The sequence below is a fragment of the Streptomyces sp. P3 genome, assembly GCF_003032475.1.
In the GTDB taxonomy this organism is placed as follows: Bacteria; Actinomycetota; Actinomycetes; order Streptomycetales; family Streptomycetaceae; genus Streptomyces.
Genome location: NZ_CP028369.1, coordinates 8,968,015 through 8,991,183, shown reverse-complemented (window position 1 = coordinate 8,991,183; position 23,169 = coordinate 8,968,015). Strand labels below are relative to the sequence as shown.

Here is a 23,169-nt window from a genome sequence, read left to right as displayed (position 1 = left end):
CCGGCGGGAGAGACCCGTCGCCGACGAGCAGCCTGACCGTACCCGGGGAACACGCAGAAGGAAGAGCGGAACCGGGGAGTCCTTCAGGGGCACAGAGGGGGCGGAAATGATCAGCCATTTCTCTGCAAAGCCTCAGTGCGCTCCACGGAGGAGTGGATTTTCACGCATGGCGTTGACACGGCCGGGTGCGGTTCGTCGGCGTGCACCGGCAGGCACGGCCGCCGCCGCACGGGCGGGCCTGGGTCACCGGAGCGGCCCGGCAGCTGCCGGGCCGCTGTTCCCCGTCTGCGCGGTGGGTGCGTGCCTGGCCTCGCATCGCCCCGGGGAGAGCAGAAGGATGCAGGTGAGGGCCGCCAGAGGGGGAAGTCCCGCGGTGACGAACCCGGCCGGTGTCCTGGGGGCGCCGATCAGGCACAGCACCACGGTGAGACCTGTGAAGACCAGCAGGACGCACCACCCCGCTGTTCTTCGGGCGGGCAGACCGCGGCAGGAAATCGCCAGAACTCCCGTCAGCCAGGGGCCGAAAACAAGGAAGGGCCACCAAAGCGCCAGGCCGTGCGCGGCCGGGGTGGCCAGGCGCCGGAGCGGCTCGTAACTGAGCATGCCGCTGAGCGTGCTCACCACGGCGAAAACAGCCAGGGACACCAAGCGGTTAAGGGCAGCAGCAAACACATTCCACCAGTGGACGCCGGCAGGCCGCTTGCACGCATGACGTCGCCCCACCGGGCCGCGCCGCGGTGCATGGGCCGATGTCTCCTCAGCGGCTCCTGAAGCAGCCTGCCCCAGGAGAATACTGAGTTCCTGATCGAGGACATCACCGGAGAAACCCGCGGCAACAGAAGGCGACACCTGCCCCACCCAGGGCGGGTCGGCCTGCTGCCAGGGAAAATCACTCGCGGCCGGACAGGACCCTTCCCTTTTCCATTGCGGTTCAAAAATCTGGCCGTACTCGTTCATCCGACCACGCCGTCCCAGCGTGCATCAAGATCCGTCTTGATCTCCTGCAGCCTGGAGAGAAGATCGTCGAGAGGGTTTTCCGGCCACGTCCTCACGATCGAAGCGGCCGGACCCCAAAGGGTCCGGAGGCTGAGGGCGCCGACGATTTGATGGTCCCCGAGTGAGCGATTCAGCACATATCCACTTGGTTTATCCACGTCGGTACAACGACACCAGGGGCCGTCCAGAGCAAGGCCGAACGGGTGAATTATAATGCGCCTTATCCGAAGGTGATCCTTTCCCGTCCTCAGCCCGAGCCCGTCACCGCGCCGGACGGCGTCCTGCGGCGCGTCCTGCGCATGCCGCACGAAGGGACACAAGCCCTGCGAACCCGACGCACGCACCCCCCTCCTGCGACGATGACCTGGCCACCGCTCCCCCAGAACAACCGCCGCCCGCCCCGGGAACCTCAGCACCGGCACGGCACACCCCCTGACAACCGCAGAGCCCTCCAACAGCCCGCCCCGCACACACCGCCACCACCCACCCACCGCCCACCCACCGCCCACCGACGGACACCGACGGACAGACCCCGGCACTCACCTGACCCGCCCCGCCCCTCCGGCGGACCGCCCGCCCCGCCGGACACATGAACGCATCGGGCCCGGCACGGCGGCCGCCCCACCGCCCCGCACCCTCCCGCACCGCACCGCCGCACCGCCGCCCCGCCGCCCCGCCGCCCCGCCGCCCCGCCGCCCCGCCGCCCCGCACCGACGCGATACCGCACACACCGCGTCCGCGGCCCGTCCCGCTCTGACGCGATACCGCACGCACCGCGTCCGCGGCCCGTGCCGGCTGTCCGCCGCTGTCCGAGGCCCGGGAAGCGCGCCCCTCGGTGCGCCCCGCCGATCGGGTGACTAAGAGTCACATCCCTTGCGGCATATGCCACATTCCTGCCTCACTGGAGATATCCAACCGGTGGGCAGCCCAGCCTCTCGGGGGGCACGGTCTTCGGTGTAGCCGCTGCCTGCCCTGCGCGCAGGGCAGGGCCAGCGACGAGCCCGATGCCGCGATGGGCACCCCTGAGAGGAGTGGATCCCCCAGCCGGCGCCTCCATGGCGCCGGCTGGGCGGTTGCCGGACCCTGTCCTGTCACGGCCGTTCAGCCCGGCGCACACCGGCAGCACACCTCGGCACCACGCTCCGCGCACTCTCACGGGCCGGTCCGCACAACTGCGGCCGGGCCAGGGGACGCCCGCTCAGGTCACCAGGCCCCCGTACCCGCTCACCGGGCCCACCCGGACACGGGCCCGTGGGTGACGACACCCCGCGCAAGCCCCCCGGAACCGCCGGCTCACACCGGCCCGCCCCCCGCCGTCAGCCGGCGCCCGCCCCCAGCACAGGCCCCGCTCCAGCAGCCGATCCTGCAACGGCCCCGGTGCAAGCCGAACCGGACGGCGTCACCCCCCGCGTGCTACCGCCGCGTGCTCACCCTGAAGGCGATACCGGAAGAGAGCGCAGCCGGTGGTGAACGAACCGGGTGAGGAACACAGGCCCCGAACCGGGAGGGCACCGGGAGATCGCGCCCGGGCAGCGGGCTCCGCGCGGCGGCCGTCCTGCGTGTGTTCACCCCTTCGGGTGACACCCGACAATGACGCCTTGTCAGCAGTAGGCCTTTGTGGGTCACTCTACATAGCGAACCGGTGGGCCGCCCATCCCCACCCGGGGGATCGTGATAGAGGCGGCGCCTGCCGGTCGTTTGCTGTGCGCACGAACTCCGGTCGCGTCCGGGAGCGCGCTCTCGCCGCCCGTCCGGCCAGGCCAGGACGACGACCACGGCCAGCAGGACTGACGTCGCCCTCTCCCCCACAGCCGTCGCGGGCATACACCGCCCGGCGGGGCCCGCCGGCTCGATGTGTCCCTATCCCCTCAGCAAGGAGCGTGGTCATGCCGGCCTGCGCGCACCCCCGACGTTTCACCAGCGGCGCCCCGTTCGTGACCGCCACGGACACGAACCTGCCAAGGACCAGCACGGCGACCTCCGGCAGCACCTCCGCAACCGACGACTGCCCCGCGCAGGTCACCGCGGCAGGGCCCCACGGCTCCGCCACCGCGCCCTGCCGCACCGGCCGCCCCGTTCCGCAGGCGCACGCCTGCGGAACGGGACCGCCCGCGCCCGCCCGCGCCGCCTGCCGGCGGAGGCGAGGGCGATGCCCCGGACGGGCGGCTCCACCACGCCCGCGCCCTGCCGCACCGGCCGCTCCTGCAGGGATGCGCGACGCCGAGCCGAGTGCCACCGCGCCCGCACGCCCGCACGCCCGGCCGGCCGGCGTGAACACGGCAACGGCCGGCGGTCCACGCACCGGTGCCGTCACCGGCGGTCAGCTGCACGACACTGCCGGCGAACACTGCCGCACCTCGCCGGAGCCGGCGGCGTGCACGTCACCCACACACCGGTACCCGGCACCGCCCGAAAAACCCCCTCCTGCCCCGCGGGCCCCCACAGGTGACGGCCGCACCCCGGCCTCCGCACGGGCATCCACACCCGCCCCTTCTCCCAGCACACCTGCTGCCCGTGCCGGCCCGCGACACCCGGCGGCACGACCCGCAGGAAGGAACACCACCCCTCATCACCCCCCTCGCACCAGCAGTCCCCCTCAGCCGGCCGAACCGGCCGAGCGCCACGCCAGTTGTCATAGGAGCACTCCATGGCCCCCACGGTCAGCACCGTCAGCCCCTCGCAAGGCCTCACAACCGGCGGGAACACCGTCACCATCACCGGGGCCGGCCTGGCCGGTGCCACGGCCGTGCGCTTCGGCACCACCCCGGCCGCCTCGTACACCGTGAACTCCAGCACGCAGATCACCGCCGTCGCCCCCGCCCACAGCGCAGGCCCGGCACCCGTGACGGTGATCAGCCCCACAGGCACCAGCAACGCGGTCTCCTACACCTTCATCACGGCCGCGCTGCCCACGATCACAGCAGTCACCCCCTCCAACGGACCGGCCTCCGGAGGCACCACCGCCACCCTGACCGGAACGGGGCTCACAGGCACGACAGCAGTGACATTCGACGGCACACCCGCCTCGTCGTTCACCGTCAACTCAGCCACCCTCATCACAGCAGTCACTCCCGCGGGCAAGGCCGGAGCCGCCGCCGTTGCAGTCACCACCCCGAGCGGCCAAAGCGCCACCTCACCGAGCGCGTACTTCTTCTACGCAGCACCCCCCCAGCTGCACAGCGCCACCGCCACCGCCGGCCCCACAACCGGCGGCCTCACCCTGACCCTGACCGGCAGCAACCTGCTCAACACCTCCGCCGTCCTGTTCGGCCCGACCAACGCCACCGCCTACACCGTGGTATCCGACACCCAGATCAACACCACCGCGCCCGCCGGCACCGGAACAGCACCGATCACCGTCATCACCCCCGGAGGAACCAGCAACCCCCTGCCCTTCGCCTACATCCCACCCCCCACCCTCAGCACACTGGCCCCCACCACCGGACCCACCTCCCCCGGCACCCTCATCACCCTGACCGGAACCGCACTCACGACAGCCTCAACCCTCCGATTCGCCACCAGCGCCGCACCGTTCACCGTCATCTCCGACACACAGATCACCACAACCGCCCCGAACGGCCCCACAGGACCCGTGACCGTCACCGTCACCACCCAAGGAGGAACCAGCAACGCCCTGACCTACACCCGCACCCCGCAACCCACCATCTGACCCCCCACCCCCGCAGGTCCCGCACCACGCAGACACCACCACTCCGTCGCACCCTGCAAGCCCAGCTCCCACTCCCACCCCTCCAAGAACCCACCCCAGACACCCCCACCACTTCCAGCTAAACGCGCACCGCCCAGCCCAGCATCCGGCCCCCTGAGCCCTGCGGGTGCAGCGCCGGACTCATGCCCGCACGAACGGCTTCCCCCTACCCGGCCGTCCACGACATTGACAGGCCGCCCACACCGCAATCGGACCCCACCACCTAGCACTTCCCCACCCACACAGCCACCCCCCACACCACGCGCATTACAGAACAAAACGGTGTGTCGCCTGGCACTTTTATCTCCGCCTCGGCATCGTCGACCCCGTCCAACCCGATCTCACTCATGCAAGCACGCGGAAGGAGCAACCGTGCCCGCACCCCGCACAACACCCCGCTGAATTCGACGCCCTCCGTGCCGAGAACCCCCGAGGGCCCGAGTGCAGCCCAGGCCCCTCACCGCGAGTTCGCCGTAACCGCCGGGCACCACGGCGCCGGCTCGCCACCCCCCAGCCCGGCCGCACCAGTCACCCGCTCGATCGTCGAGACGAGCCTGCCGCGTAGCGCACCACCGCACATCACCACGGTCGAAGGTCGACACACGGTGCCCGATGCGGGAGCACCGCTCCGCTCCCGGGCCTGCCGCCTCGCTAAGGAGAACCCCGCAGCTCATGTCATCTCTCCACATTTCCGCTTCGACCGGCCGCGCGCGGCGCATCCGACGCGGCCGGCTTTCGGCCTGCTCCCTGCTGCTGGTCACGGCGATGCTCGGGGCCACGAACGCGCATGCCCGCGCGGGCGACGCGGCGCGTTCCGGCGACAGCAGCGCCACGATCACCGCTGTGCGGCAAATCGACGCCCGCACCCGGGATCTGACGGTCAGCTCGCCTGCGATGCACCAATCGATTCCGGTCAGGGTCATTCTGCCCAAGAACTGGACAACACACCGGCGGGCCACCTTCCCCGTGCTGTACATGCTGCACGGCGGGGACGACGACTACACCTCCTGGACACGGGAGACAGACGTCGAGGCCCTGGCCAAGAATTCCGACGTTCTGGTGGTGATGCCCGACGGCGGCAGAGCCGGCTACTACACCGACTGGAAAACCGGCGCCCCCCGCTGGGAAACCTTCCACACCCGCGAACTGGTCCGGCTCATGGAGAAGAGCTACCGGGCCAGCTCCTCCAGAGCGATCATGGGTCTGTCCATGGGCGGATTCGGCGCACTCAACTACGCCGCACGCCACAAGGGCATGTTCCGCTACGTGGCGTCCATGAGTTCCTACGTCGACCTCAACGACGGCGCGGCGCGTCTGGCTCTGGCACTCGGCGCCAACAGGGAAGGCACCGACCTGCGAAAGGTGTGGGGTGACCCAGGCACGGACGCTCGCATCTGGCAGGCTCACAATCCCGCCGCGATGCCGGCCGCCTTCCGCGGAACAAAGGTCCACCTGTCCGCGGGCGACGGAACGCCCGGCCCCCTGGACACAACCCACACACTCGATGTCGTGCTTGTCGGTGCCCTGGCCGAAGCGGCACTGCCGCAGTCGATGAAGAAATTCGCGGGGGCCCTGCGCTCCTCAGGCGTCCAGACGACTACCCACTTCTACCGGCCCGGCACACACTCGTGGCCGTACTGGAACCGCGAACTGCACACGCTGTGGCCCGCCGTTCAACGCGCCCTGAAGTGAACCAACCAGCCCCGGCATGCACCGACGGCAGAAAGGCGCTGCCATGGGCCGCACCGTGATGATCTTCGCGGCAGGATCCCGCGGGGACGTCCAGCCCTGCCTGGCACTCGGCCACGCACTCACCCAGCAGGGCGACACCGTACGCCTACTCGCCAGCACCCGCTACCAACACCTCGACCACAGTTCGGCAGTGGACTTTCACCCCCTGTCCGCCGACCCGGCCGAGATCATGGAATCCAGCCAGGGCCAACAGCTCCTGGCCAGCCGCCGCAACCCGGCCGCGTTCATTCGCGGCCTCAACCGCGTCCTGCGCCCCCGCATCACGCAAGTCCTCGAGGAGACCCGAGCCGCGGCCGAAGGCGCAGACCTGGTCCTTGCCCCCACTTTCGGATTCCTCGGGCTCCACCTGAGCCAGTACCTGCACGTGCCCCACGCCGTCATCCACTTCCAGCCCAGTCAACCCACCACCGCATTTCCCCACCCCATGACGCCCGCAACGCGCCTCCTGGGAAGACTCGGCAACCGCCTCAGCTTCGACGCCGTCGACGCCGGATCCTGGCTCATGTGCCGGCCCTTCATCAACCAGTGGCGCCGCGAACACCTCGGCCTGCCACCCCTGTCCCCCCTCGGCCCCTTCCGCCACATCCGCCGCGCCCCCATCCTGTGCGCATTCAGCCCCACCATCGTCCCCCGGCCACCCGACTGGGGACCCAACGTTCACCTCACCGGCTTCTGGCAGCATCAACAGCCCTCGTGGAAACCACCACAGCGACTCCTCGACTTCCTCGCCGACGGCCCCCCACCCGTCTACATCGGCTTCGGCAGCATGAAACCCCCCGACCCCCAGGCCACCGACCACGTCATCCGCACCGCCCTCAAACACGCCGGACTACGAGGCGTCATCGCCGCGGACCCCGCCACCAGCGAAAGAAACATCCTCGCCATCAACGACACCCCCCACGACCAACTCTTCCCCCACATGGCTGCCATCGTCCACCACGGCGGCGCCGGCACCACCGCCACCGCACTACGCGCCGGCAAACCCTCCCTGATCTGCCCCTTCTTCGGCGACCAGACCTACTGGGCCTCACGCGTCCACCAACTCGGCGCCGGCCCCCCACCCCTGCCCTTCCGCCAACTCACACTCTCCACCCTCACCCAACGTCTACACCAACTCACCCAACACCCCACCTACACCACCGCCACCCGCCAACTCGCACACGCACTCAGGAACGAACACGGCGTCACCCACGCATGCCACATCATCAACCGGGTCGGTGAAACGAAGGGCGCAACCGGAGTTGACCTTTCCTGACGGGCTGCGGATCCACCGACCTTGCCGGCGTGACAACCCCGCCTCGCGCACGGCCGCCTCTTCCGCGTGACGCCGCGCGACACGTTCGGCCACGGCGCGCCCTTACCCGGAGAGATCATCAAGGTGAACCGTTCCGGGTTTGATCGAGACTCTAGGTGCTGCCCATCCTGCGCGTCGTCCACGGCGCGTCCCGGCACGGCTTCGTCTGCCTCGCGGTCGGCTCCTTCGGCTTCGGCGGTCACAACGCGGTCGTGGTCCCTCGGCGGTGTCTGCCGCGGCGTCCGGCCGCGGCGTCCGGCCGCGGCCTCAGTAGCCGGCCGGACGCACCAGACCCGTCTCGTACGCGTAGATCGCGGCCTGTGTCCGGTCGCGCAGGTTCAGCTTGACCAGGATCCGGCCGACATGCGTCTTGACGGTCTGCTCCGCCACCACCAGCCGCTGTGCTATCTCCCCGTTCGCCAGGCCCTGCGCAATCAGTGACAGGACCTCCGTCTCACGCTCGGTCAGATTGCCGTTCCGGCCCTTGAGCGGTGTGTGCGGAGAGTCGGTCACCCGGGAGAACTCGGCGATGAGGCGCTTGGTGATGTTCGGTGCGAGCAGGGCCTCGCCCTCCCCCACCACCCTTACGGCGTGGGCGAGTTCCGTGGCGGACGCGTCCTTCAGCAGGAAACCGGACGCGCCGGCGCGCAGCGCCTCGTACACGTACTCGTCGAGGTCGAAGGTGGTCAGGACGAGGACCTTGGTGGTGGCTTCCGGCGGTGCCGTGATGCGGCGCGTCGCCTCGATGCCGCCGAGCCCGGGCATCCGGATGTCCATCAGGACGACGTCGGGGTCCAGTTCGCCGACCTTGGCCACCGCGTCATTACCGTCCACGGCCTGCCCGACGACTTCGATGCCTGGTTCGGCGTTGAGCAACACCGTGAATCCCTGGCGGACCATCATCTGGTCGTCGGCGATCAGCACGCGGATGGTCGTCATGCGGTGTCCTCCACAAGGTCGGCCTGTTGAGCGGGGAGTTTCGCGGGCAGCTCCGCGATCACTTCGTACCCCCCGTCGGGGGTGGCGCCGAAAGCGAGCGTGCCGCCCAGCATCGCGGTGCGCTCGCGCATGCCCAGCAGACCGTGGCCGGCGCCCGGCGAGGGCGGGGTGGGCCGGTCCGGTGCGGTGTTGGCGACCCTGATCCTGACGGCGGTCGGCCGGTGGTCGATGTCCACGCGTACCTCCGCTCCCGGCGCATGCCGCATCGCGTTGCTCAGTGCCTCCTGGATGATACGGAATGCCGACAGCTCGATGCCCGAGGTCAGGCGGCCCCGCTCCCCCGTGGTGTGCGTGGTCACGGTGAGCCCGGCACCGCGTACATTGCCGACGAGTTCGTCCATCCGGTCGAGGGTGGGCTGCGGGGCGTGCCGCTCGTTCTCCGGTACGAGGTGCTCGGAGCGCAGTACGCCGAGCACCTGACGCAGTTCCGTCAGCGCCTCCTTGGCGTTCTCCCGGATGCTCGCCAGGTTCTCCTTCAGCTCGTCGGACGGGTTCTCGACCAGGTGCGGGGCCACCTGCGCCTGGATCGAGATGACCGACATGTGGTGGGCGACCACGTCGTGCAGTTCTCGGGCGATCCGGTTGCGCTCCTCCAGGAGCGTGCGCCGGGCCCGCTCCTCGGCGGTGAGTTCCTCCAGCTCGACCAGTTGGGTACGGGCCACCTGGCGGCCGCGCAGCAAGGCGCCGACGACCGTGGCGATCACGAGGACCGAACCGGTGAGGGGGGCTCGGTCGCCGTTGCCGGTGGCGAACGCGAAAGCCAGACCCGGCACCGCCCCGATCACCAGCGTCTCCACCGCCGTTCTGGGGCGGGTTCGCAGCGCGACGAGGAACAGCACCCATGCCTGGAGGACGAGTTCGGATCCGGTCCAAGGGAACATTCTGCCGCCGGCGATGTCGGCCAGCTCGAACCACGCGACCAGGAGCGCCAGCTGAATCATCGTCGACCCCCACCAGGCGGGGATCGGGCGGTACAACGCGACGACGAGCATCGCCGCCTGGGCAACGGCGAGTACGTAGCCGAGTTCGCCCAACTGGTAGCCCCGGGCGTACTTGTTGCCGTCGGACGCGATGACGGCCGCGCCCAGCAGCACCGCCACCGTCGCCGCGAGTCCCCGCTGCCACCGCGAACCCCCGGCTGTGGGCCTCAGCTCGGTGGTCCCCGTCCAGAGGTCCTCCTGCAGTGCGCGCGGCAGCGCCCGCAGGCCCGCCGCGAACCGCTGTGCCCTTTCCGAGGTCGTCATGCCCGACACAGTAGGACGTGTCTGCTCAAGTCGTGTCTCCCCAGGGGGTGTCCGGCGCAGGGTGCCGGACTCGCGATGCCCCATGGGCGCTCCGCGAGAGCTTCGCCGGGTCCGGGCGTCCCTCGCGAACGATCAGGCCGCTCTTCAGTGCCTTTGCGGGCCGGCCTCGTTCGTACGTGTGGAACGCGGCCACGCAGATCGCCAGCGCCATCGCGAACACGGGCAGCCAGGCGAGCCTCGCGAGCACCCAGCCGCCGCCGTCCGGCACCGTGTGCAGTCCCGGCAGCGCCCTGCCCGCCGCGACGCCGGTCGCGGTCACCATCAACATCGCGGTCTGGTGCCACAGGAAAACGGTCATGGCACAGAGGTTCACCAGCGCCACCGCTGCCCAGGCGACGGGCCGCTCCAGCACCCGTCGCAGCGGGTCAAGCAGCAGGAGGGCCGCCCCGCACTGGGCGAGGCCGAACGTGACCGCCGCCAGGTTGGGCGGGTCCAGGTTGGAGATCCTCGTCCCGGGCACGCCGACCATGGAAGCCGGATAGCCGGCCCACAGGATCAGCCCCGCGGCGGTGACGGCCCCGCCGAGCAGCAGCGACCAGCGCGTCGCGCGGCTGCGCAGACCGCCGCGGGACCAGGCCGCGCCGAGGCAGTACGGGACCAGCCAGCCGGCCACGACGTTGACCGAGGAGAGCCAGTCCGGGCCCTGCAGCCCGAACCGGATCACGTCGATGTGCAGCACGACGGCGAGCGGCCAGAGTGGATGGAGCTTCGCCACCAGCGGGGTCATCGCCGTGAGCGCCGCGAACACCAGCAGGAACCAGAGCGGAGACCACACGAGCTTGAACAGTGCGCGCACCGTCTTCTCGTCCACTCCGGCGCCGAGCATCGCGACGGCCGCCACGGCCCACACCAGCAACACGACGGCGGCCGGCCGGAACAGTCTGATCATGCGGGCGCCGACCCACTCCCGGTATGTCGTGCCGCGCGCCTGGGCGGAGGCGTACCCCCTCGCCCCCACCATCCCACCCACCAGGAAGAACACCGCGAGTGTCTGGAACACCCATGATACGGGGGCAAGTTGGGGCATGAACGTGAGCGGACTGGCGCCCCGCAGGGTGCCGCTGTCCTCGATCAGGGCGGTCACAAGCCAGTGGCCGAGCACCACGCCCACGATGGCGAAGGCGCGCAGGGCGTCGACGGCGCGGTCGCGGTCGGGAGGGGTCGAGGATTCGACGCGCCGGACGAAGTCACGCATGACGGCCTCCCGATGTGCTTGTGGACGGATCTTCGGGGTCTTGTCCGCAGACGATCCGGGCGATGTTCTTCAGCGGTACGGAGCCCGGCTTCAGATAGTCGCTGTGGCCGCCGTCGCCCGCCGGGAACCGCTTGGCGCCGAACTCCTCCGACATCGGATCGGTCCCGAACCCGATTTCGGTGACGAGCAATGGGACTTGCAGGTGCGGCGTATCGGCGATCCAGTCGCCGGAGCTGCGTCCCGCCCATACAGTGGCCCGGGTCTTCAGCGCTGCTGCGTTGTCATAGCCGGTGCCGGGGCTGCCGAACAGGACGACGTCGGCGAGCCCCGGGGTGGAGGCGGCGCGGGCGCAGACGACGCTGCCGTAGGAGTGGCAGACGAGGGAGACCCGGGCAGCGGGCTTGAGCTTCTCCAACTCCGCGAGGAACTTACGGAGTTCGTGAGCAGCGCTGTCGGCACGCCCCGAGGTCGCCGCCGCCAGGCTGACCGTGGGCGGCGTTTCGTAGCCGAGCCAGGCGACGACGGCGGACCGGTCGCCCAGCTCCCTGTGCAGCGCTCTCGCGCCGCCCGACAAGCGCCAGTAGTTGTCGACGAGCACACCGGCGCCCGGCACCACCACGGCGATCCGTTCGGCGCGGGCGAGGTCGCCGACGACCTCGACGGTCCGGCCTCCCTCACGGCCGTCGAAGGACAGGAACTGGCGTGCCGGATGCGCCATGACGCGCAACGCGTCTGCCCGCTTGCGATCGCCGTGGTCGGCGGCCATGCGCCGGGCCGCCCCTATGTCGCGGCGCGACGCGGCGTACCGCTCGGCGAGCGCGGTCGGGGTGGCGGCCGCCGGCGGTCCGGAGACGGTCGGCGCGGGCGCCGGGACGCTCGCGGGACGCGCCGCGCCCGCTATCGGAACGGCCACCGAGGCGGCCACCAGGGTGGCGACCAGGGCGCGGCGCAGACGACCTCTGCGAGTACGGCCTCTGCGGGTACGGAGCGCCATGGCAGACGGTGTTCCTTCCGTGCCGGATGTCTGTCGTTCTTGCCGCACCGAAGCTACGGACCACGCCTTGTCGCCTGCGTCCCGCCAGGGAGTGAACCGTCCCTGTAGCTCTGAAGTACTACGGGTAGGGGGTGGGTTGGCGTCCTCTCGGCGCCAACCCCCTTGACCGAGGGCCGGTTCGTCCCCGATCGGCCTCGGCACACCCCCGAGCCGCCCGCCGGGAGCCTGCAGACGGCGAAGCCCCTCGGTGAGTGGCCGTGGTGACGCCACAGCCGCCTGCCGTGAACGGTCAGCCGGGCACTCCGGCGGGCACGAAGACCTTCGCGCGATGTGCTCCCAGAGGTCCCAGTGCTCCAGCCGTAGATCGTGATCTTGGCTGCGAGCCAGGCCGGGCGGAAACGCGGTGACAGCTCAGGGCGTGGATTCACCCGGCGTTGCTCGATAGGTTGATCGAATGCGTCTGACGAAGTTTGGCCATGCCTGCGTCCGCCTCGAAGCCGGTGATCGTGCGCTGGTGATCGATCCCGGCACGTTTTCGGAGATGGAGGCCCTGTCCGGCGTCGCGGCCGTTCTCATCACCCATGAGCACGAAGATCACATCGATGTCGACAAGCTGAAGGCTGCCCGTGACGGCAATCCTCAGCTGACTGTCCATACCCACGCCGCGCTGGCCTTGGCTCTGGGCGACGGTGTGGCAGGGGTGGCACCTGGCGACACCTTCACCGCGGCAGGGTTCACGGTGGACGTCGTCGGCGGCGAGCACGCCGAGATCATCGACGGTCTGCCGGGCTGTCCCAACATCGGCTTCATCGTGGACGGCGTCTACCATCCCGGCGATTCACTGGTCGTTCCCGAGCAAGCTGTCGATACGCTGCTGGTCCCGGCGTCCGGTCCGTGGCTGAAGACCGGCGAGGCCATCGAGTTCGTCCGGGCGGTCCGCCCGGTTCGGGTATTTCCCATCCACGACGCGAACCTCAGTGAGCTGGGGCAGGAGAACTTCGACAGCTGGCTGGAGGACGAGGCCGGGATCGACTACGCGCGCATCCCCCTGGGCACATCCGTCGATCTGCACTAGTCAGGGGTGAAGCGGCACCCTTCCCGTTCGAGCGCCGGCTTGCCTGCGGTGGTGACAGGTACGAGCCCGGTCTTGGCGGCGGCGACGGTTCGGCTCGACGCGAGGTTACGCTGGTGCGCTCCGGTCAGCGGCGACCGGTGGCCAGGATGACGAGGAACTGGCCGCCGCCCGCCTCGATGTCGGCGGTCACCGGCAGTCCCGGTACCAGTCGGGAGAAACGGTCCACCAGCCACTCCGCCGCTTCCTGGGCGTCCTGCCTGGTCGGACAACGGCCCACCATCTCCCGGCCGCCCTTGCGCTCCAGCCTCCCGGCAACGGTGATCAGCGGCGCGGGTTCGACCACGTACAGGCGATCCGGCCAGGCGATGACCGCCTTGACCGCACCCTTGCGGGTGTTGCACCCGCGGTGCGCGAGCCGCTCGGCGACCTTGGCCTTCCGATCGGCGGTCCGACTGTCAACGCTGGGCCCCAGCGGGTCGTTCACCGACTTGTCGGGGTCGACCGGTTCGTCGCACACCCAGCACCGCCAGCCGTCGCGTTCAGCCACATCATCGAGAAGACTCATCCGGCCAAACTAGCCTGCCGGGACGCCACTCCGTGCACCAAGGGCTCGGCATCGGGTGAATCGTGGTCCATCTGGTTGGGCGGACGACATGAGAACGATCAAGAAGCTCCGGCCGCCTTCATCGGCCTGTAGCGGGTGGGCAGGATGACGGAGAGGGCCGTGTCGCGCACAACACGTCTGCTCTGCGAGGCCACCGGGAACGGGAGCCGGTGCCGGTGCCGTCGGCGGTGCCGGACGCATCCATGCCGGGGCCCCAGGACGGCCAGAACGCCTTGAGGATGTCGGCGAACATGCCTGCGCGGGGCGAGGTCAGTGCGGCGCCTGCGGAGCCGTGTCGCGGGTGCGGGCGCGGGCCGAGGTGCGCGGTGAGAGGTGGCGGGCCAGTACCTCCAGGGCGTCCGCGACCTCCTTGCGGTCCTCGGGTGTGCTGTCGCTCAGGGCGGCGGCGAGCGCGTCCTCGATCGTGCCGGCTCTGACCTCCCTTACGCGGGCGGAGAGTTCGGGTGCCTGGCGGACGAGGAGGCGGCGACGGTCCGCGGGGTCGGGGGTGGTGATGACGGCGCCGGCTTCCTTGAGCCGTGCGACGGAGGTGGACACCTGGCTCTGGGGCAGGCCGGTGCGGGCGGCGATCTCCCCCACGGCGCTGTCCGGGTGGGCGGCGACGTCGCTGGCGACGATGAGTACGGCGCGGGTGCTGCCACCGTACCGGCCGCCGCCACCCTCGGGTTCGGGCATCGAGGCTTCGCCGATCTTCATCAGGGTGCGTCCGAGAAGGAAGAGGTCGACTCCGTTCATGGTCGCAGGCTACCTCAGATACATCGCGAAGGATGCATCGCTACTCGATGTATCACTATTGATGTATCGAGAATGATTGGTTACCTTCGTTGCAGGCACCCGGAGACCGCCGGGCCGAGAAGAGGAGCAGGACCGTGCGAAAGTGGCGAGCGAACCCCTGGGCCGTGCTGGTGACGCTGTCACTCGGGTTCTTCATGACCCTGCTGGATCTCACCATCGTGAACATCGCGATCCCGGACATGATGGACGGCCTCGGCGCCACGCTCGGCCAGACCCTGTGGACGGTCAGCGGTTACGCGCTGACTCTCTCGGCCCTGATCATCACGGCCAGCCGGCTCGGCGACCTGCACGGACCACGGAACCTGTTCGCGGCCGGCCTCGCCGTCTTCACCCTGGCCAGCCTCGCCTGCGGCCTCGCCCCCACTCCGACGGCCCTGATCGCCGCCCGCGTCGTCCAGGGCATCGGCGCGGCCCTCCTCACCCCGCAGACGATGACGCTGATCGTCGCGGTCTTCCCGGCCGAACGGCGCGGCACCGCCATGGGCGTCTGGGGCACGGTCGCCGGTCTCGCCACCCTGTCCGGGCCGACGCTGGGCGGCTTCCTGGTCTCCGCCCTCGACTGGCGCTGGATCTTCTTCGTCAACCTGCCGATCGGGGTCGCCGCCCTCGTCCTGACCTTTCTTGTCGTGCCCGACATCCGGCCCGGCCGGGCCCACCGCTTCGACCTCACCGGCGTGGTGCTCGCCACCGGCGCCCTGTTCTGCCTCGCCTTCGGCCTGCAGGAGGGCGAGAACTACCACTGGGGCGCCGGGATCTGGGCGCTGCTCGCCGCCGGGGCCACGCTCGCCACCGCCTTCCTGCTCCACCAGCGTCGGCACCAGGACCGCGAACCGCTCGTCCCCTTCGCCCTGTTCCGCGACCGCAACTTCACCTCGATGACCGTCCTGGTCGGTCTGGTCTCCGTCGCGATGCTCGGGCTGGTCCTGCCCTTCAACCTCTATCTGCAGTCGGTGCTCCACCTCAGCGCGGTCAAGGCCGGCCTGGTGCTCGCGCCGTCGTCGCTGGTGTCCATGACCGTCGGCCCGTTCGCCGGGCGCCTCGCCGACCGGATCGGCGGCAAATACGTCCTGCTCACCGGGCTCGTCTGCTATGCCGCCGGGATCGTCGCCATCGCCTGCATCGCCGCACCGGGCACCGCCTGGTTCGCGTTCGTACCCGCCACCTTGCTGACCGGCCTGGGCGTCGGCTGCATCATCGCCCCCATGTCCACCGAAGCCATGCGGAACGTGCCGCGCCACCTCGCAGGCGGCGCCTCCGGCGTGAACAACACGGTGCGGCAGACCGGTTCGGTGATCGGCGCCGCCGCGGTCGGCGCGCTGGTGCAGGGCCGCCTCGCGGCCGAGCTCGCCACCGGCAAGACCTACGCCGCAGCCTTCACCGCCACCCTGCACACCACCGCGATCCTGCCGGTGGCCGTCCTGGTCGTCGGCGCCCTGGTCTGCCTCCTGCTGCCCCGCACCGCCCGCCCCGCCGCCGCCCCGGCCCCCGCCGCGCAGCCCGCCACCACAGCCTGACCCGCACCCCCCTCCCCGGACGGGCCGGTGCCCGACGCCCACGACAGGCGTCGAGCACCGGCCCGTACATGTTCCGCGCCCTGCCGATCGACGACATGGTGCGCACGGTGGCCGAACTCGACTACGAACAGGCCGAGTTGTCACGGACGGACCCAACAGCGGACATCGCGGCGATGATGCGCCACGCGGGCGACAAGCTCCAGCACGTGCACATCGCGGACTCCTTCAACCACAAGGGATCCAGCGGCCTGCGCCACATCCTCGACCCGCCCGGCACCCCGGCCCGTATCCACCAACCTCGACATCGGCCAGGGCGAGGTCGGCTGGGGCACCGTCTTCGGCACCCTGCGCGAACTGGACTTCGACGGCGTCGCCACCGCCTGCGTCCTCGCCTGGGAGGAACGCGCCAAGGGGTCCTCGCCCTCCATGCTGAACCGCATGAGGAAGGAACTGGCCTCGTCACAGGCGCGCGGTTCGTGGCCGGCAGCCCCGTGGGACGCCCTCCCCGGGCTGCCCGGGTTCGACCCCACTCGGCCGAGTCTTCCCCGTGCGCCCTGCGCGGGAGCATCCGCGTCAGGTGGCTGCCAGGAGAATGGCGGTGTTGTGCGCGGTGAAGGCGGTGATGGTCAGGGCGTGGAAGACCTCGTGGAATCCGAATCAACGCGGAAGGGGGTCAGGGCGTTTGAGTCCGTAGACGACGGCGCCCGCGGTGTAGAGCAGACCACCGGTGATGACGAGGACGACGACCGCGGCGCCGCCGGCTCGCGCGAAGTCGGGCAGGTTGAGGACCGCTGCCCAGCCCAGAGCGATGTAGCACAGGGTGTAGAGCCAGCACGGTGCCGTGATCCACCAGACGCGGAAGGCGATGCCGGCCACCGCCCCGGCCACACCAGCATCAGGAGGACCGCATGCTGACGCGCCGACAGCAGCAGCACCGCCAGAGGCGTGTACGTGCCGGCGATGATCAGGAAGATGTTCGCGTGGTCCAGCAGGCGCAGCACGGCTTCGCCTCGCGGGCCCCAGACCCCGCGGTGGTACACCGCGCTCGTGCCGAACAGCAGCAACGACCGACACCGCATACACGGAGCACGCGACGGCGATGGCGGCCGAGTGTGCAAGGGCGACCAGGATGACGCCGCCGGCCCGTGCGAGCGGGAACATGCCCGCGTGCAGCCACCCGCGCATCGCCGGTTTCATCAAGGCCACCGCGCGCTCCACCCCGCCGCCCGGACCGGCCGCGGGGCCGTCCGCCGGTCCGGTGAACCCGCGGCCGGACCACCGTCGCTACCGGGGAGAACGTCGGACGTGGTCTCGCTGCCCAGCTGTGTTTCCTGGCCGAGTGCCGGTGACTGAGCGTCTTTGGCGATCATGCGCACATATTACGAGAATCGATGCAGAATATGCCAAATCGCCCGCCCAGAAAGGATGTTCAGGCGGTAGCCCGGTCGCGAGCCGGGAAGGGCGCAGCGTTTCGTTCAGGCGCTGGACTTCTTCGAGTTGGTCTTCGAGGGGACGACGCGGCAGACAGCCTCAATGGAGGGTCCCTGGTCGGCAAGTTCCCGGGCCCGGGCCGCGGCGCGCAGGCGCTAACGGAAGTAGCGGGCGTTGTCCGCCTCCGGAGCGCAGCGGGGTGACGAGGCGGACTTCGCCGAAGGCGCGCAGGAAGTTCCGGGTGGTGCCGAGCCCCTCGGCGGCCCGGGCCATGGTGCAGGCGGGGCAGTCGTCGTCGAGACGGCCGAAGGCATCGCCTGCTGCCATCGCACCTCTCTGCGAACCATGCTGGAGGGGCCCTGGTGCCATCTCGCACCAGGGCCCCGAAGGAACTGCTACACCATCTGCCGGCCCCAGTAATGCGCCGGCTCTCTGTTTCCGCGAGCCCGGCCTGAACACTGCCGGGGGTACGGGGATCGCGGTTGCGTGACCGGAGACCACCTCACTATCGATGTCCTGCGGTACCCGGACCCACTGCTCGTCCGGGCGATCCAGATGGCGCGGGCTCCTCCGTTCTTCCCTCTGATCGATCACTTGCCGAGCCGGTACTGCCGGCGGCCTGGAACAGCACCGCCCTTCGACAGTCAGCCCCGTCGCCCGTCCTGCGTCTGCTCTGGCTTGGAACCCCACTGCCGAACTTCCCGGCGCGCTCGCCCGCAGTCAGACGCCTTCACCGGGGTACCTCTCGAACTGCACTGCAAGTACTGCCGTCCCGCTGATGGCGGCCCCTGATCACTGCGGGCCACCCGGTCCGGCCGTCAGTCCCGTCGCCGTCCTGCAACAGCCCTGGCTTCGGAACTCCACCGCCGCACCGCCCTACGCACTGCAACTGCGTACCGCTACCCAGCAGTTCATCTCTGCCGGGGCCTTTCTCGATCTCGACTACGAGAGAAACCATAACTGGCTCGCCACTCAATGTCTACTACAGCCAACACAGATTTTCGTTGGTCCGGCTGCAAGGTAGTCACCCGCGAACGGGACAGCGGACAGGCGGACCGCGCCCCTTGCCGCTGGGCAGCTGCTCCGGTCCGGCGCTCTCTACGCCTCACCGGGCATCGCCACACCTCAACGCGGCCTCACTCGCCTTCGGCCCCGCACTCTGAAGACCCGGCCCGACGTGTTGAGTGAGCTTGTCGGGTTGCCTTCGGGACGCGCGCCCGAGCGCGACGAACACGCCGCCGGGCCGCGGAAGAGGACGTGTGGCCGCCGGTGACCGCAGGTGGAAGCACCGCGCGGCGCTCGAGACCTGGATTCCTCGGCCGCGGCACCGGCGTGCAGGTCGGCCGAGTCGCCGTCGACCCCGTGGATGCCGTCGGAGCCCGGAAAAGGGTGCGGCTACAGACGTGTCCGCCGGCGACGGCCTCGGCCGGGTCGAACACGCCGCGGTTCGCCGCGAACGTCATGCGTCGTACGCTCCGCTGACGAAGTCGCCGACCGGTCGGCGAGCAGCTACTGGAAGGCCGGCGCGGTGGCGTCGCCGGCGGCCGCGACGTCGACGACCAGGAGGCCGGGCTCGCTCACGTGCACCTCGTTGATCGGGTCCATGTACGGCACTACGCCCCGGCGCCCGGGGAGAGTTCCGCCGCTGCCGTGCCTTCACCCGACCGAGCGGCAGGCCGTCAGGGGCTGTCGCCACCCCAGTCCCAGCGGGCCGGATCACCGGGGCGCGGATTGTACAACGCCCGCCCGCCAGGGCCGAACTGCCCGAGCTCCGTGAGGAGGGAGACACCGGCATCGATCTCCTCCGGCCTCCAAAGGGTGACGTCGAGCAGCAGTCCGTCCAGCGGCCCGCCCACCAGTTCGGCATAGCTGCGTCCCGGCTTCGGGCCGGGGTGGTCGTAGTCGGTGCCGTAGATCCGGCCGCGCAACAGCTGCTCATCGCCGCTGTCCATGCCCTCCAGCCTCGCAGCCGCCACCGACAACGAGGGCCTGCTCAGGGGCTGTTATGCAAGCCCTCGCGCGACCGGGAGATCTATCTTGCTGATGGGGATTCTTGACATCCTCCCCCAGCTAAAGCTGGGGATTCTAGCTCATGCAGCCTGGCGGACCGGCGGTCCGTCAGGTCTTCCGCAATCAGCACTAGCCGGGTTGAGAGCAGCCCGGACGAGCATCACGCGGGCGGAGTTCTTGTCCCGGGGGGACCCGGCTCCGCACGCGGTGCACGCATACGTTCGTTCAGAGAGGGGAAGTGCGTGCTTGGTTCTCGCACCGCACTGTGCGCAGTCCATCGTGGTGTGGGCCGGGTGCACCAGGTGCACGATCCGGCCGTGCTTGCGGGCCATCTCGGTCAGCGCGGTCTTTGTCGCGCCGATCGCGGCGTCGGCGGCCTTGCGGGCCATCGTCGACCTCGCGAGGAACTTCGGCTTGAAGTCCTCGACGGCGAGCTGGTCGAAGTCGCGCACGACCGTCTTGGCCCACTTGCGGGCGGTGTCCTGGCGCTGCCGGGCGACCTTCTTGTGGACCTTGGCCGCCGCGCGGGACGCCGCCCGGTAGCCCTTCGACGCGGCCTTCCCACGCGCGGGCTTCCGCCTCGCCGTCTGCCTCTGGTAGCGGGCCAGCTTCGCAGCGGCGCTCTTCCCGTACTGCGGGTGGGGAAGGTCGTGCGGGTCGCTGGTGGTGGCGGTCTCCTTGATGCCCCAGTCGACACCGATCGACCGGCCGGTCTCCGGCAGCGCCTCGGTGACCATCTCGACGACGAACGAGGCATACCAGTGGCCGAGGCTGTCGCGGTACACCCGGACCGATGTGGGATCGGCGGGCAGGTCGCGGGGCCACACCACGGTCAGGGCGATGTCCCCGGCGAGGTGGAGACGGCCGTCCCCCAGCCGGAACCCGCGCCGCGTGTAGTTCAGCGACGGCAGCGCATCGCGCTTGCGCTTGATGCGCGGCATCCCGGCACGCTGCCGCATCGGCAGCCCGGCCTTGATGTCCTTCAAGGCTTTGGCGCGGGACTTGCCGAAGTCGCGGACGGTCTACTGCTGCGGCACCGAGGAGCCCCCACGCAGCCATCCCATGGCGGTAAGGGCCTCGGTCAGCATCTTGTCGAGCTGCACCGGACCACACGTCACCTTGCCGACGGCGTCCCTGTCCAGGCCGTGGACCTTGCGGGACATGGCCACACATTCGTTCCACACCCACCGGCACCGCGCCCACTCGGACTCCAGGCCGGTGCGCGCGGTCGACGACACGCGCAGCCGGTAGGTGCACCGGGCATGCCCGGCTCCCTCGGCTTCTCGCGCAGTCGTCATGCCACCACTCTACTACTACGATAGGGGCATGAATGAAGAAACAAAGATCACTCTCAGGCTTCCCGCAGACCTCCATCAGTGGCTCACCGCTCAGGCCAGGTCCGCCCGCAGGTCCCTCAACTCCGAGATTGTCTACCGCCTGGAGGCCGAGGTCGACACCGCTGCGGCAGACGCCGAATCGCCCTGACGGCGATTCGGCTTTCCCTGCCCTGCTCCGCAGGAGTCCGATTCCCCCCGGCCTGAAGGCCAGGGCATCCTCGGATGAATCAGGTGAAAACGGCCAGGGATGCTGCTGGCATCACTCGCTCTGGTGTTCAACGAAGTGGGGAGTTTCAAGGAGCGTGGCCCGGGTCGTCAGCTCGGGTTTCCCGCTCGTGGAGTGTGCGGGCCGTGTCGAGACGTCGAGACGCTGGCTTCGTGTCGGTGGCCGATCCGGGATCCTCACCCACGGCCACACCAGCGTCTGTGGAGAGGAGCCCGGCAAGGAGCTGTCCTGTGAGTTCCACGCACCGTGTCCGGGCCGCGGAGAAGCCGTAGGGCATCTTGGTTACCGCTTCGAAGGCGCTCATCCACACGGTGAACGGCCGGTGTGCCGTCGCGGCCGACACCCCGAACGTCTCCGGCAGATACCGCCAGGCACACCCGCCGGTTAGTACGTACACGGGCGACCAGTTCCCACAGACCGTCAGGAACCAGCCGCTGCGACAGATCGGCACCCATGTAATGACATCATGCCGCAGCTCGCACCATCACCACGTGAGACATCCTCCTAGCCTCGATCTTGCATGAGGGGTCGTGAGTTTGGTGACGGATGCTTTCGGCTCGTTCGGGGTGAAGATTTCTGCGGGTGGGCAGGTTGGTGGCCCGTCTGTCGCGTCGGGTGGGCGCCGGGTTCCACGGCTCCGGTTGGGCAGTGCTGGCTCGTAGGGGCGGGAAGCTGCTGGTCAGCCGGGGTTCGGCAGGGCCGTGAGCCGTTGCAGGGCATCGGTGATCACGCCGGTCCAGGGCCGGTGTCCGGCGAGGCGGGGGATGCGGTGGCGTCCGGTGGTGACGAGCTGGGCGACCGCGGAGAACAGCCGCAGTCGCAGGCGGCGGTGCTCTCATCGGCGGGCCTGGCCAGTGAGGGCGAGCAGGGTCATCCAGGCCAGGATGTCCAGCGCGATCTGGACGATCTCCAGCCAGATCTGGTTCTGCGCGGCGTCGTGGAGGGGGAGGTTGCGCAGTCCGGTGGCGCGGGCGGCGCGGATGCGGTCCTCGGCGCGGGCCCGCTGGCGGTGGCGCAGCTCCAGCTCGGCGATCGGAGCGTTCTTGGTGTTGGTGGCGAAGCAGGTCAGCCGCATGCCGTCGGCGTCGGTGAAGCGCAACTGGGCGCCGGGGTGCGGCCGTTCCTTCCGCACGATCAGCCGCATCCCCTTGGGCCAGGCCTTGAGGCAGTCGCCGGCGAGTTCGGCGACCCAGGCGCCGTCGCGGATCTCGCTGCCAATCTCGACGGCCGCCGTCCGGGCCGATGCCGGAACCTTCAACACATGCTGGTGGATCGCCTCGGTGATCACCATGCCGACCGAGTAGGACAGCCACCGTCCCCGCCGGGCCAGCCAGCCGACGAATTCGTGGGTGCCGCCCGCGGAATCGGTGCGGACCAGGGTCCGGCGCCGGCGCCGGTACTTCTTCAGCAGCTGGTCCAAGGCCAGTCGGGCGGCGGTGATGTGGTCAGCTGCCGTGTTCGATCCCGCGTTGCCTGGGCGGAGGAGAGCCGCCTGACCTGGAGAGTGCTTCTTTCCTTGCAGCTGACAGGACCCTCGACAAGTCCCATCGTTGCAGGTCAGCAGCACTCTCCATGTATTTGATCAATACCCGGACAGAACCGCAGGGGGCACGCAGGGGAAACGACAGGGACAATCACAGGGAGCCGGTGCGTCGTGTGCCCGGACCCCCTGCACGTCCGGGCCCCCGGCGGGCTGTGCCCATGCCGCGCCGCACCGGCCGCGATCTCCGCGTAGCGGGCCGGGCTGACGCTGCCGACCTTGTCTGCGGTCTCGATCTCTTCCGGCATGGCCTTCACCACCCACTGCGGGCCGGAGCACGGCCCCGCGGCCGTGGCGAGACCCGTCCCGCTTCCCAACCTCGTAGGGATGAGGATGCGCCAAAGTTGATGCGGTGACGAGTCGTGTCAGTGAG

Annotated in this window: 15 protein-coding genes and 6 pseudogenes; 7 read left to right on the top strand and 14 right to left on the bottom strand. The window is 69.9% G+C overall.

The features are described from left to right. Positions 1–243: 243 nt before the first annotated feature. Positions 244–957, bottom strand: coding sequence for a hypothetical protein (locus tag C6376_RS44215; protein WP_159083414.1), 714 nt, complete (start codon positions 955–957; stop codon positions 244–246). Between the two features lie 2,686 nt (positions 958–3,643). Here C6376_RS44215 and C6376_RS40065 point away from each other — a divergent pair. The 3 genes from C6376_RS40065 to C6376_RS40055 all read left to right on the top strand — a co-directional run bounded on the left by C6376_RS40065 (position 3,644) and on the right by C6376_RS40055 (position 7,712). Next, positions 3,644–4,666 carry an IPT/TIG domain-containing protein gene (locus tag C6376_RS40065; RefSeq protein WP_107448066.1) on the top strand — a complete coding sequence of 341 codons (1,023 nt, stop codon included), beginning with the start codon at positions 3,644–3,646 and terminating at the stop codon, positions 4,664–4,666. A 711-nt stretch (positions 4,667–5,377) separates the two neighbouring features. Beyond that, complete coding sequence (locus C6376_RS40060; RefSeq protein WP_159083413.1) at positions 5,378–6,397, top strand: alpha/beta hydrolase family protein; 1,020 nt, start codon at positions 5,378–5,380, stop codon at positions 6,395–6,397. Positions 6,398–6,440: 43 nt separating this feature from the next. After that, positions 6,441–7,712, top strand: coding sequence for a glycosyltransferase (locus tag C6376_RS40055; protein ID WP_107448062.1), 1,272 nt, complete (start codon positions 6,441–6,443; stop codon positions 7,710–7,712). Positions 7,713–8,018: 306 nt separating this feature from the next. Here C6376_RS40055 and C6376_RS40050 read toward each other — a convergent pair whose 3' ends face one another. From C6376_RS40050 to C6376_RS40035, 4 genes are read right to left on the bottom strand one after another with little or no spacing between them, the layout of a single operon-like run. Next, positions 8,019–8,690, bottom strand: a complete 672-nt coding sequence (locus tag C6376_RS40050; RefSeq protein ID WP_107448060.1) for a response regulator transcription factor — start codon at positions 8,688–8,690, stop codon at positions 8,019–8,021. Further along, positions 8,687–9,994 (bottom strand): sensor histidine kinase, encoded by a 1,308-nt coding sequence (locus C6376_RS40045; RefSeq protein WP_107448059.1) that lies wholly within the window; start codon positions 9,992–9,994, stop codon positions 8,687–8,689. The genes C6376_RS40050 and C6376_RS40045 overlap by 4 nt, the downstream gene beginning before the upstream one ends. A gap of 25 nt (positions 9,995–10,019) precedes the next feature. Next, on the bottom strand, positions 10,020–11,249 hold the full coding sequence (locus tag C6376_RS40040) for an acyltransferase (RefSeq protein WP_107448057.1): 1,230 nt from the start codon (positions 11,247–11,249) through the stop codon (positions 10,020–10,022). After that, a complete protein-coding gene (locus C6376_RS40035) occupies positions 11,242–12,243 on the bottom strand; it encodes an alpha/beta fold hydrolase (RefSeq protein ID WP_107448055.1) in 1,002 nt (333 codons plus the stop codon). The genes C6376_RS40040 and C6376_RS40035 overlap by 8 nt, the downstream gene beginning before the upstream one ends. Before the next feature lie 454 nt (positions 12,244–12,697). On the opposite strand from C6376_RS40035, the gene C6376_RS40030 reads away from it, so the two are divergent. Next, complete coding sequence (locus C6376_RS40030) at positions 12,698–13,318, top strand: MBL fold metallo-hydrolase (protein ID WP_107448053.1); 621 nt, start codon at positions 12,698–12,700, stop codon at positions 13,316–13,318. A 124-nt stretch (positions 13,319–13,442) separates the two neighbouring features. On the opposite strand, the gene C6376_RS40025 is transcribed toward C6376_RS40030, so the two are convergent. Further along, entirely contained in the window at positions 13,443–13,883 is a 441-nt protein-coding gene (locus C6376_RS40025; protein ID WP_107448052.1) for a hypothetical protein, read from the bottom strand. A 309-nt stretch (positions 13,884–14,192) separates the two neighbouring features. Then, the gene (locus tag C6376_RS40020) at positions 14,193–14,678 is read right to left on the bottom strand and encodes a MarR family winged helix-turn-helix transcriptional regulator (protein WP_107448050.1); all 486 of its coding nucleotides are present in this window, start codon (positions 14,676–14,678) and stop codon (positions 14,193–14,195) included. 134 nt (positions 14,679–14,812) lie between these two features. On the opposite strand from C6376_RS40020, the gene C6376_RS40015 reads away from it, so the two are divergent. After that, a complete protein-coding gene (locus C6376_RS40015; protein WP_107448048.1) occupies positions 14,813–16,252 on the top strand; it encodes a DHA2 family efflux MFS transporter permease subunit in 1,440 nt (479 codons plus the stop codon). A 149-nt stretch (positions 16,253–16,401) separates the two neighbouring features. Then, positions 16,402–16,711, top strand: a pseudogene (locus tag C6376_RS45990) (TIM barrel protein); the annotation flags it as partial. 114 nt (positions 16,712–16,825) lie between these two features. Here the strand turns inward: C6376_RS45990 and C6376_RS40005 are convergent. The 5 genes and pseudogenes from C6376_RS40005 to C6376_RS39985 all read right to left on the bottom strand — a co-directional run bounded on the left by C6376_RS40005 (position 16,826) and on the right by C6376_RS39985 (position 20,991). After that, positions 16,826–17,449, bottom strand: a pseudogene (locus tag C6376_RS40005) (hemolysin III family protein). A gap of 276 nt (positions 17,450–17,725) precedes the next feature. Beyond that, positions 17,726–18,010: pseudogene (locus tag C6376_RS45985) on the bottom strand (MerR family transcriptional regulator); the annotation flags it as partial. A gap of 1,182 nt (positions 18,011–19,192) precedes the next feature. After that, positions 19,193–19,288 carry a DUF6207 family protein gene (locus C6376_RS45980; protein ID WP_254076265.1) on the bottom strand — a complete coding sequence of 32 codons (96 nt, stop codon included), beginning with the start codon at positions 19,286–19,288 and terminating at the stop codon, positions 19,193–19,195. A gap of 74 nt (positions 19,289–19,362) precedes the next feature. Continuing rightward, on the bottom strand, positions 19,363–19,635 hold the full coding sequence (locus tag C6376_RS39990; RefSeq protein WP_107448046.1) for a hypothetical protein: 273 nt from the start codon (positions 19,633–19,635) through the stop codon (positions 19,363–19,365). 138 nt (positions 19,636–19,773) lie between these two features. Next, positions 19,774–20,991, bottom strand: a pseudogene (locus C6376_RS39985) (RNA-guided endonuclease InsQ/TnpB family protein). Positions 20,992–21,019: 28 nt separating this feature from the next. Here C6376_RS39985 and C6376_RS39975 point away from each other — a divergent pair. Then, positions 21,020–21,178: an Arc family DNA-binding protein gene (locus C6376_RS39975; protein WP_107448041.1), complete on the top strand. Its 159-nt coding sequence runs from the start codon at positions 21,020–21,022 to the stop codon at positions 21,176–21,178. Between the two features lie 298 nt (positions 21,179–21,476). Here the strand turns inward: C6376_RS39975 and C6376_RS45975 are convergent. Both C6376_RS45975 and C6376_RS39960 read right to left on the bottom strand, forming a co-directional pair. Further along, positions 21,477–21,560 (bottom strand): annotated as a pseudogene (locus C6376_RS45975) (MerR family transcriptional regulator); the annotation flags it as partial. A 375-nt stretch (positions 21,561–21,935) separates the two neighbouring features. Then, positions 21,936–22,748 (bottom strand): annotated as a pseudogene (locus tag C6376_RS39960) (transposase); the annotation flags it as partial. Positions 22,749–23,169: the final 421 nt, after the last annotated feature.

Excerpts from the sequence above, each read along its gene's own strand:
- C6376_RS44215 (WP_159083414.1), bottom strand. The coding sequence starts at position 957 with ATGAACGAGTACGGCCAGATTTTTGAACCGCAATGGAAAAGGGAAGGG.
- C6376_RS40065 (WP_107448066.1), top strand. The coding sequence starts at position 3,644 with ATGGCCCCCACGGTCAGCACCGTCAGCCCCTCGCAAGGCCTCACAACC.
- C6376_RS40060 (WP_159083413.1), top strand. The coding sequence starts at position 5,378 with ATGTCATCTCTCCACATTTCCGCTTCGACCGGCCGCGCGCGGCGCATC.
- C6376_RS40055 (WP_107448062.1), top strand. The coding sequence starts at position 6,441 with ATGGGCCGCACCGTGATGATCTTCGCGGCAGGATCCCGCGGGGACGTC.
- C6376_RS40050 (WP_107448060.1), bottom strand. The coding sequence starts at position 8,690 with ATGACGACCATCCGCGTGCTGATCGCCGACGACCAGATGATGGTCCGC.
- C6376_RS40045 (WP_107448059.1), bottom strand. The coding sequence starts at position 9,994 with ATGACGACCTCGGAAAGGGCACAGCGGTTCGCGGCGGGCCTGCGGGCG.
- C6376_RS40040 (WP_107448057.1), bottom strand. The coding sequence starts at position 11,249 with ATGCGTGACTTCGTCCGGCGCGTCGAATCCTCGACCCCTCCCGACCGC.
- C6376_RS40035 (WP_107448055.1), bottom strand. The coding sequence starts at position 12,243 with ATGGCGCTCCGTACCCGCAGAGGCCGTACTCGCAGAGGTCGTCTGCGC.
- C6376_RS40030 (WP_107448053.1), top strand. The coding sequence starts at position 12,698 with ATGCGTCTGACGAAGTTTGGCCATGCCTGCGTCCGCCTCGAAGCCGGT.
- C6376_RS40025 (WP_107448052.1), bottom strand. The coding sequence starts at position 13,883 with ATGAGTCTTCTCGATGATGTGGCTGAACGCGACGGCTGGCGGTGCTGG.
- C6376_RS40020 (WP_107448050.1), bottom strand. The coding sequence starts at position 14,678 with ATGAACGGAGTCGACCTCTTCCTTCTCGGACGCACCCTGATGAAGATC.
- C6376_RS45980 (WP_254076265.1), bottom strand. The coding sequence starts at position 19,288 with ATGGACCCGATCAACGAGGTGCACGTGAGCGAGCCCGGCCTCCTGGTC.
- C6376_RS39990 (WP_107448046.1), bottom strand. The coding sequence starts at position 19,635 with ATGGACAGCGGCGATGAGCAGCTGTTGCGCGGCCGGATCTACGGCACC.
- C6376_RS39975 (WP_107448041.1), top strand. The coding sequence starts at position 21,020 with ATGAATGAAGAAACAAAGATCACTCTCAGGCTTCCCGCAGACCTCCAT.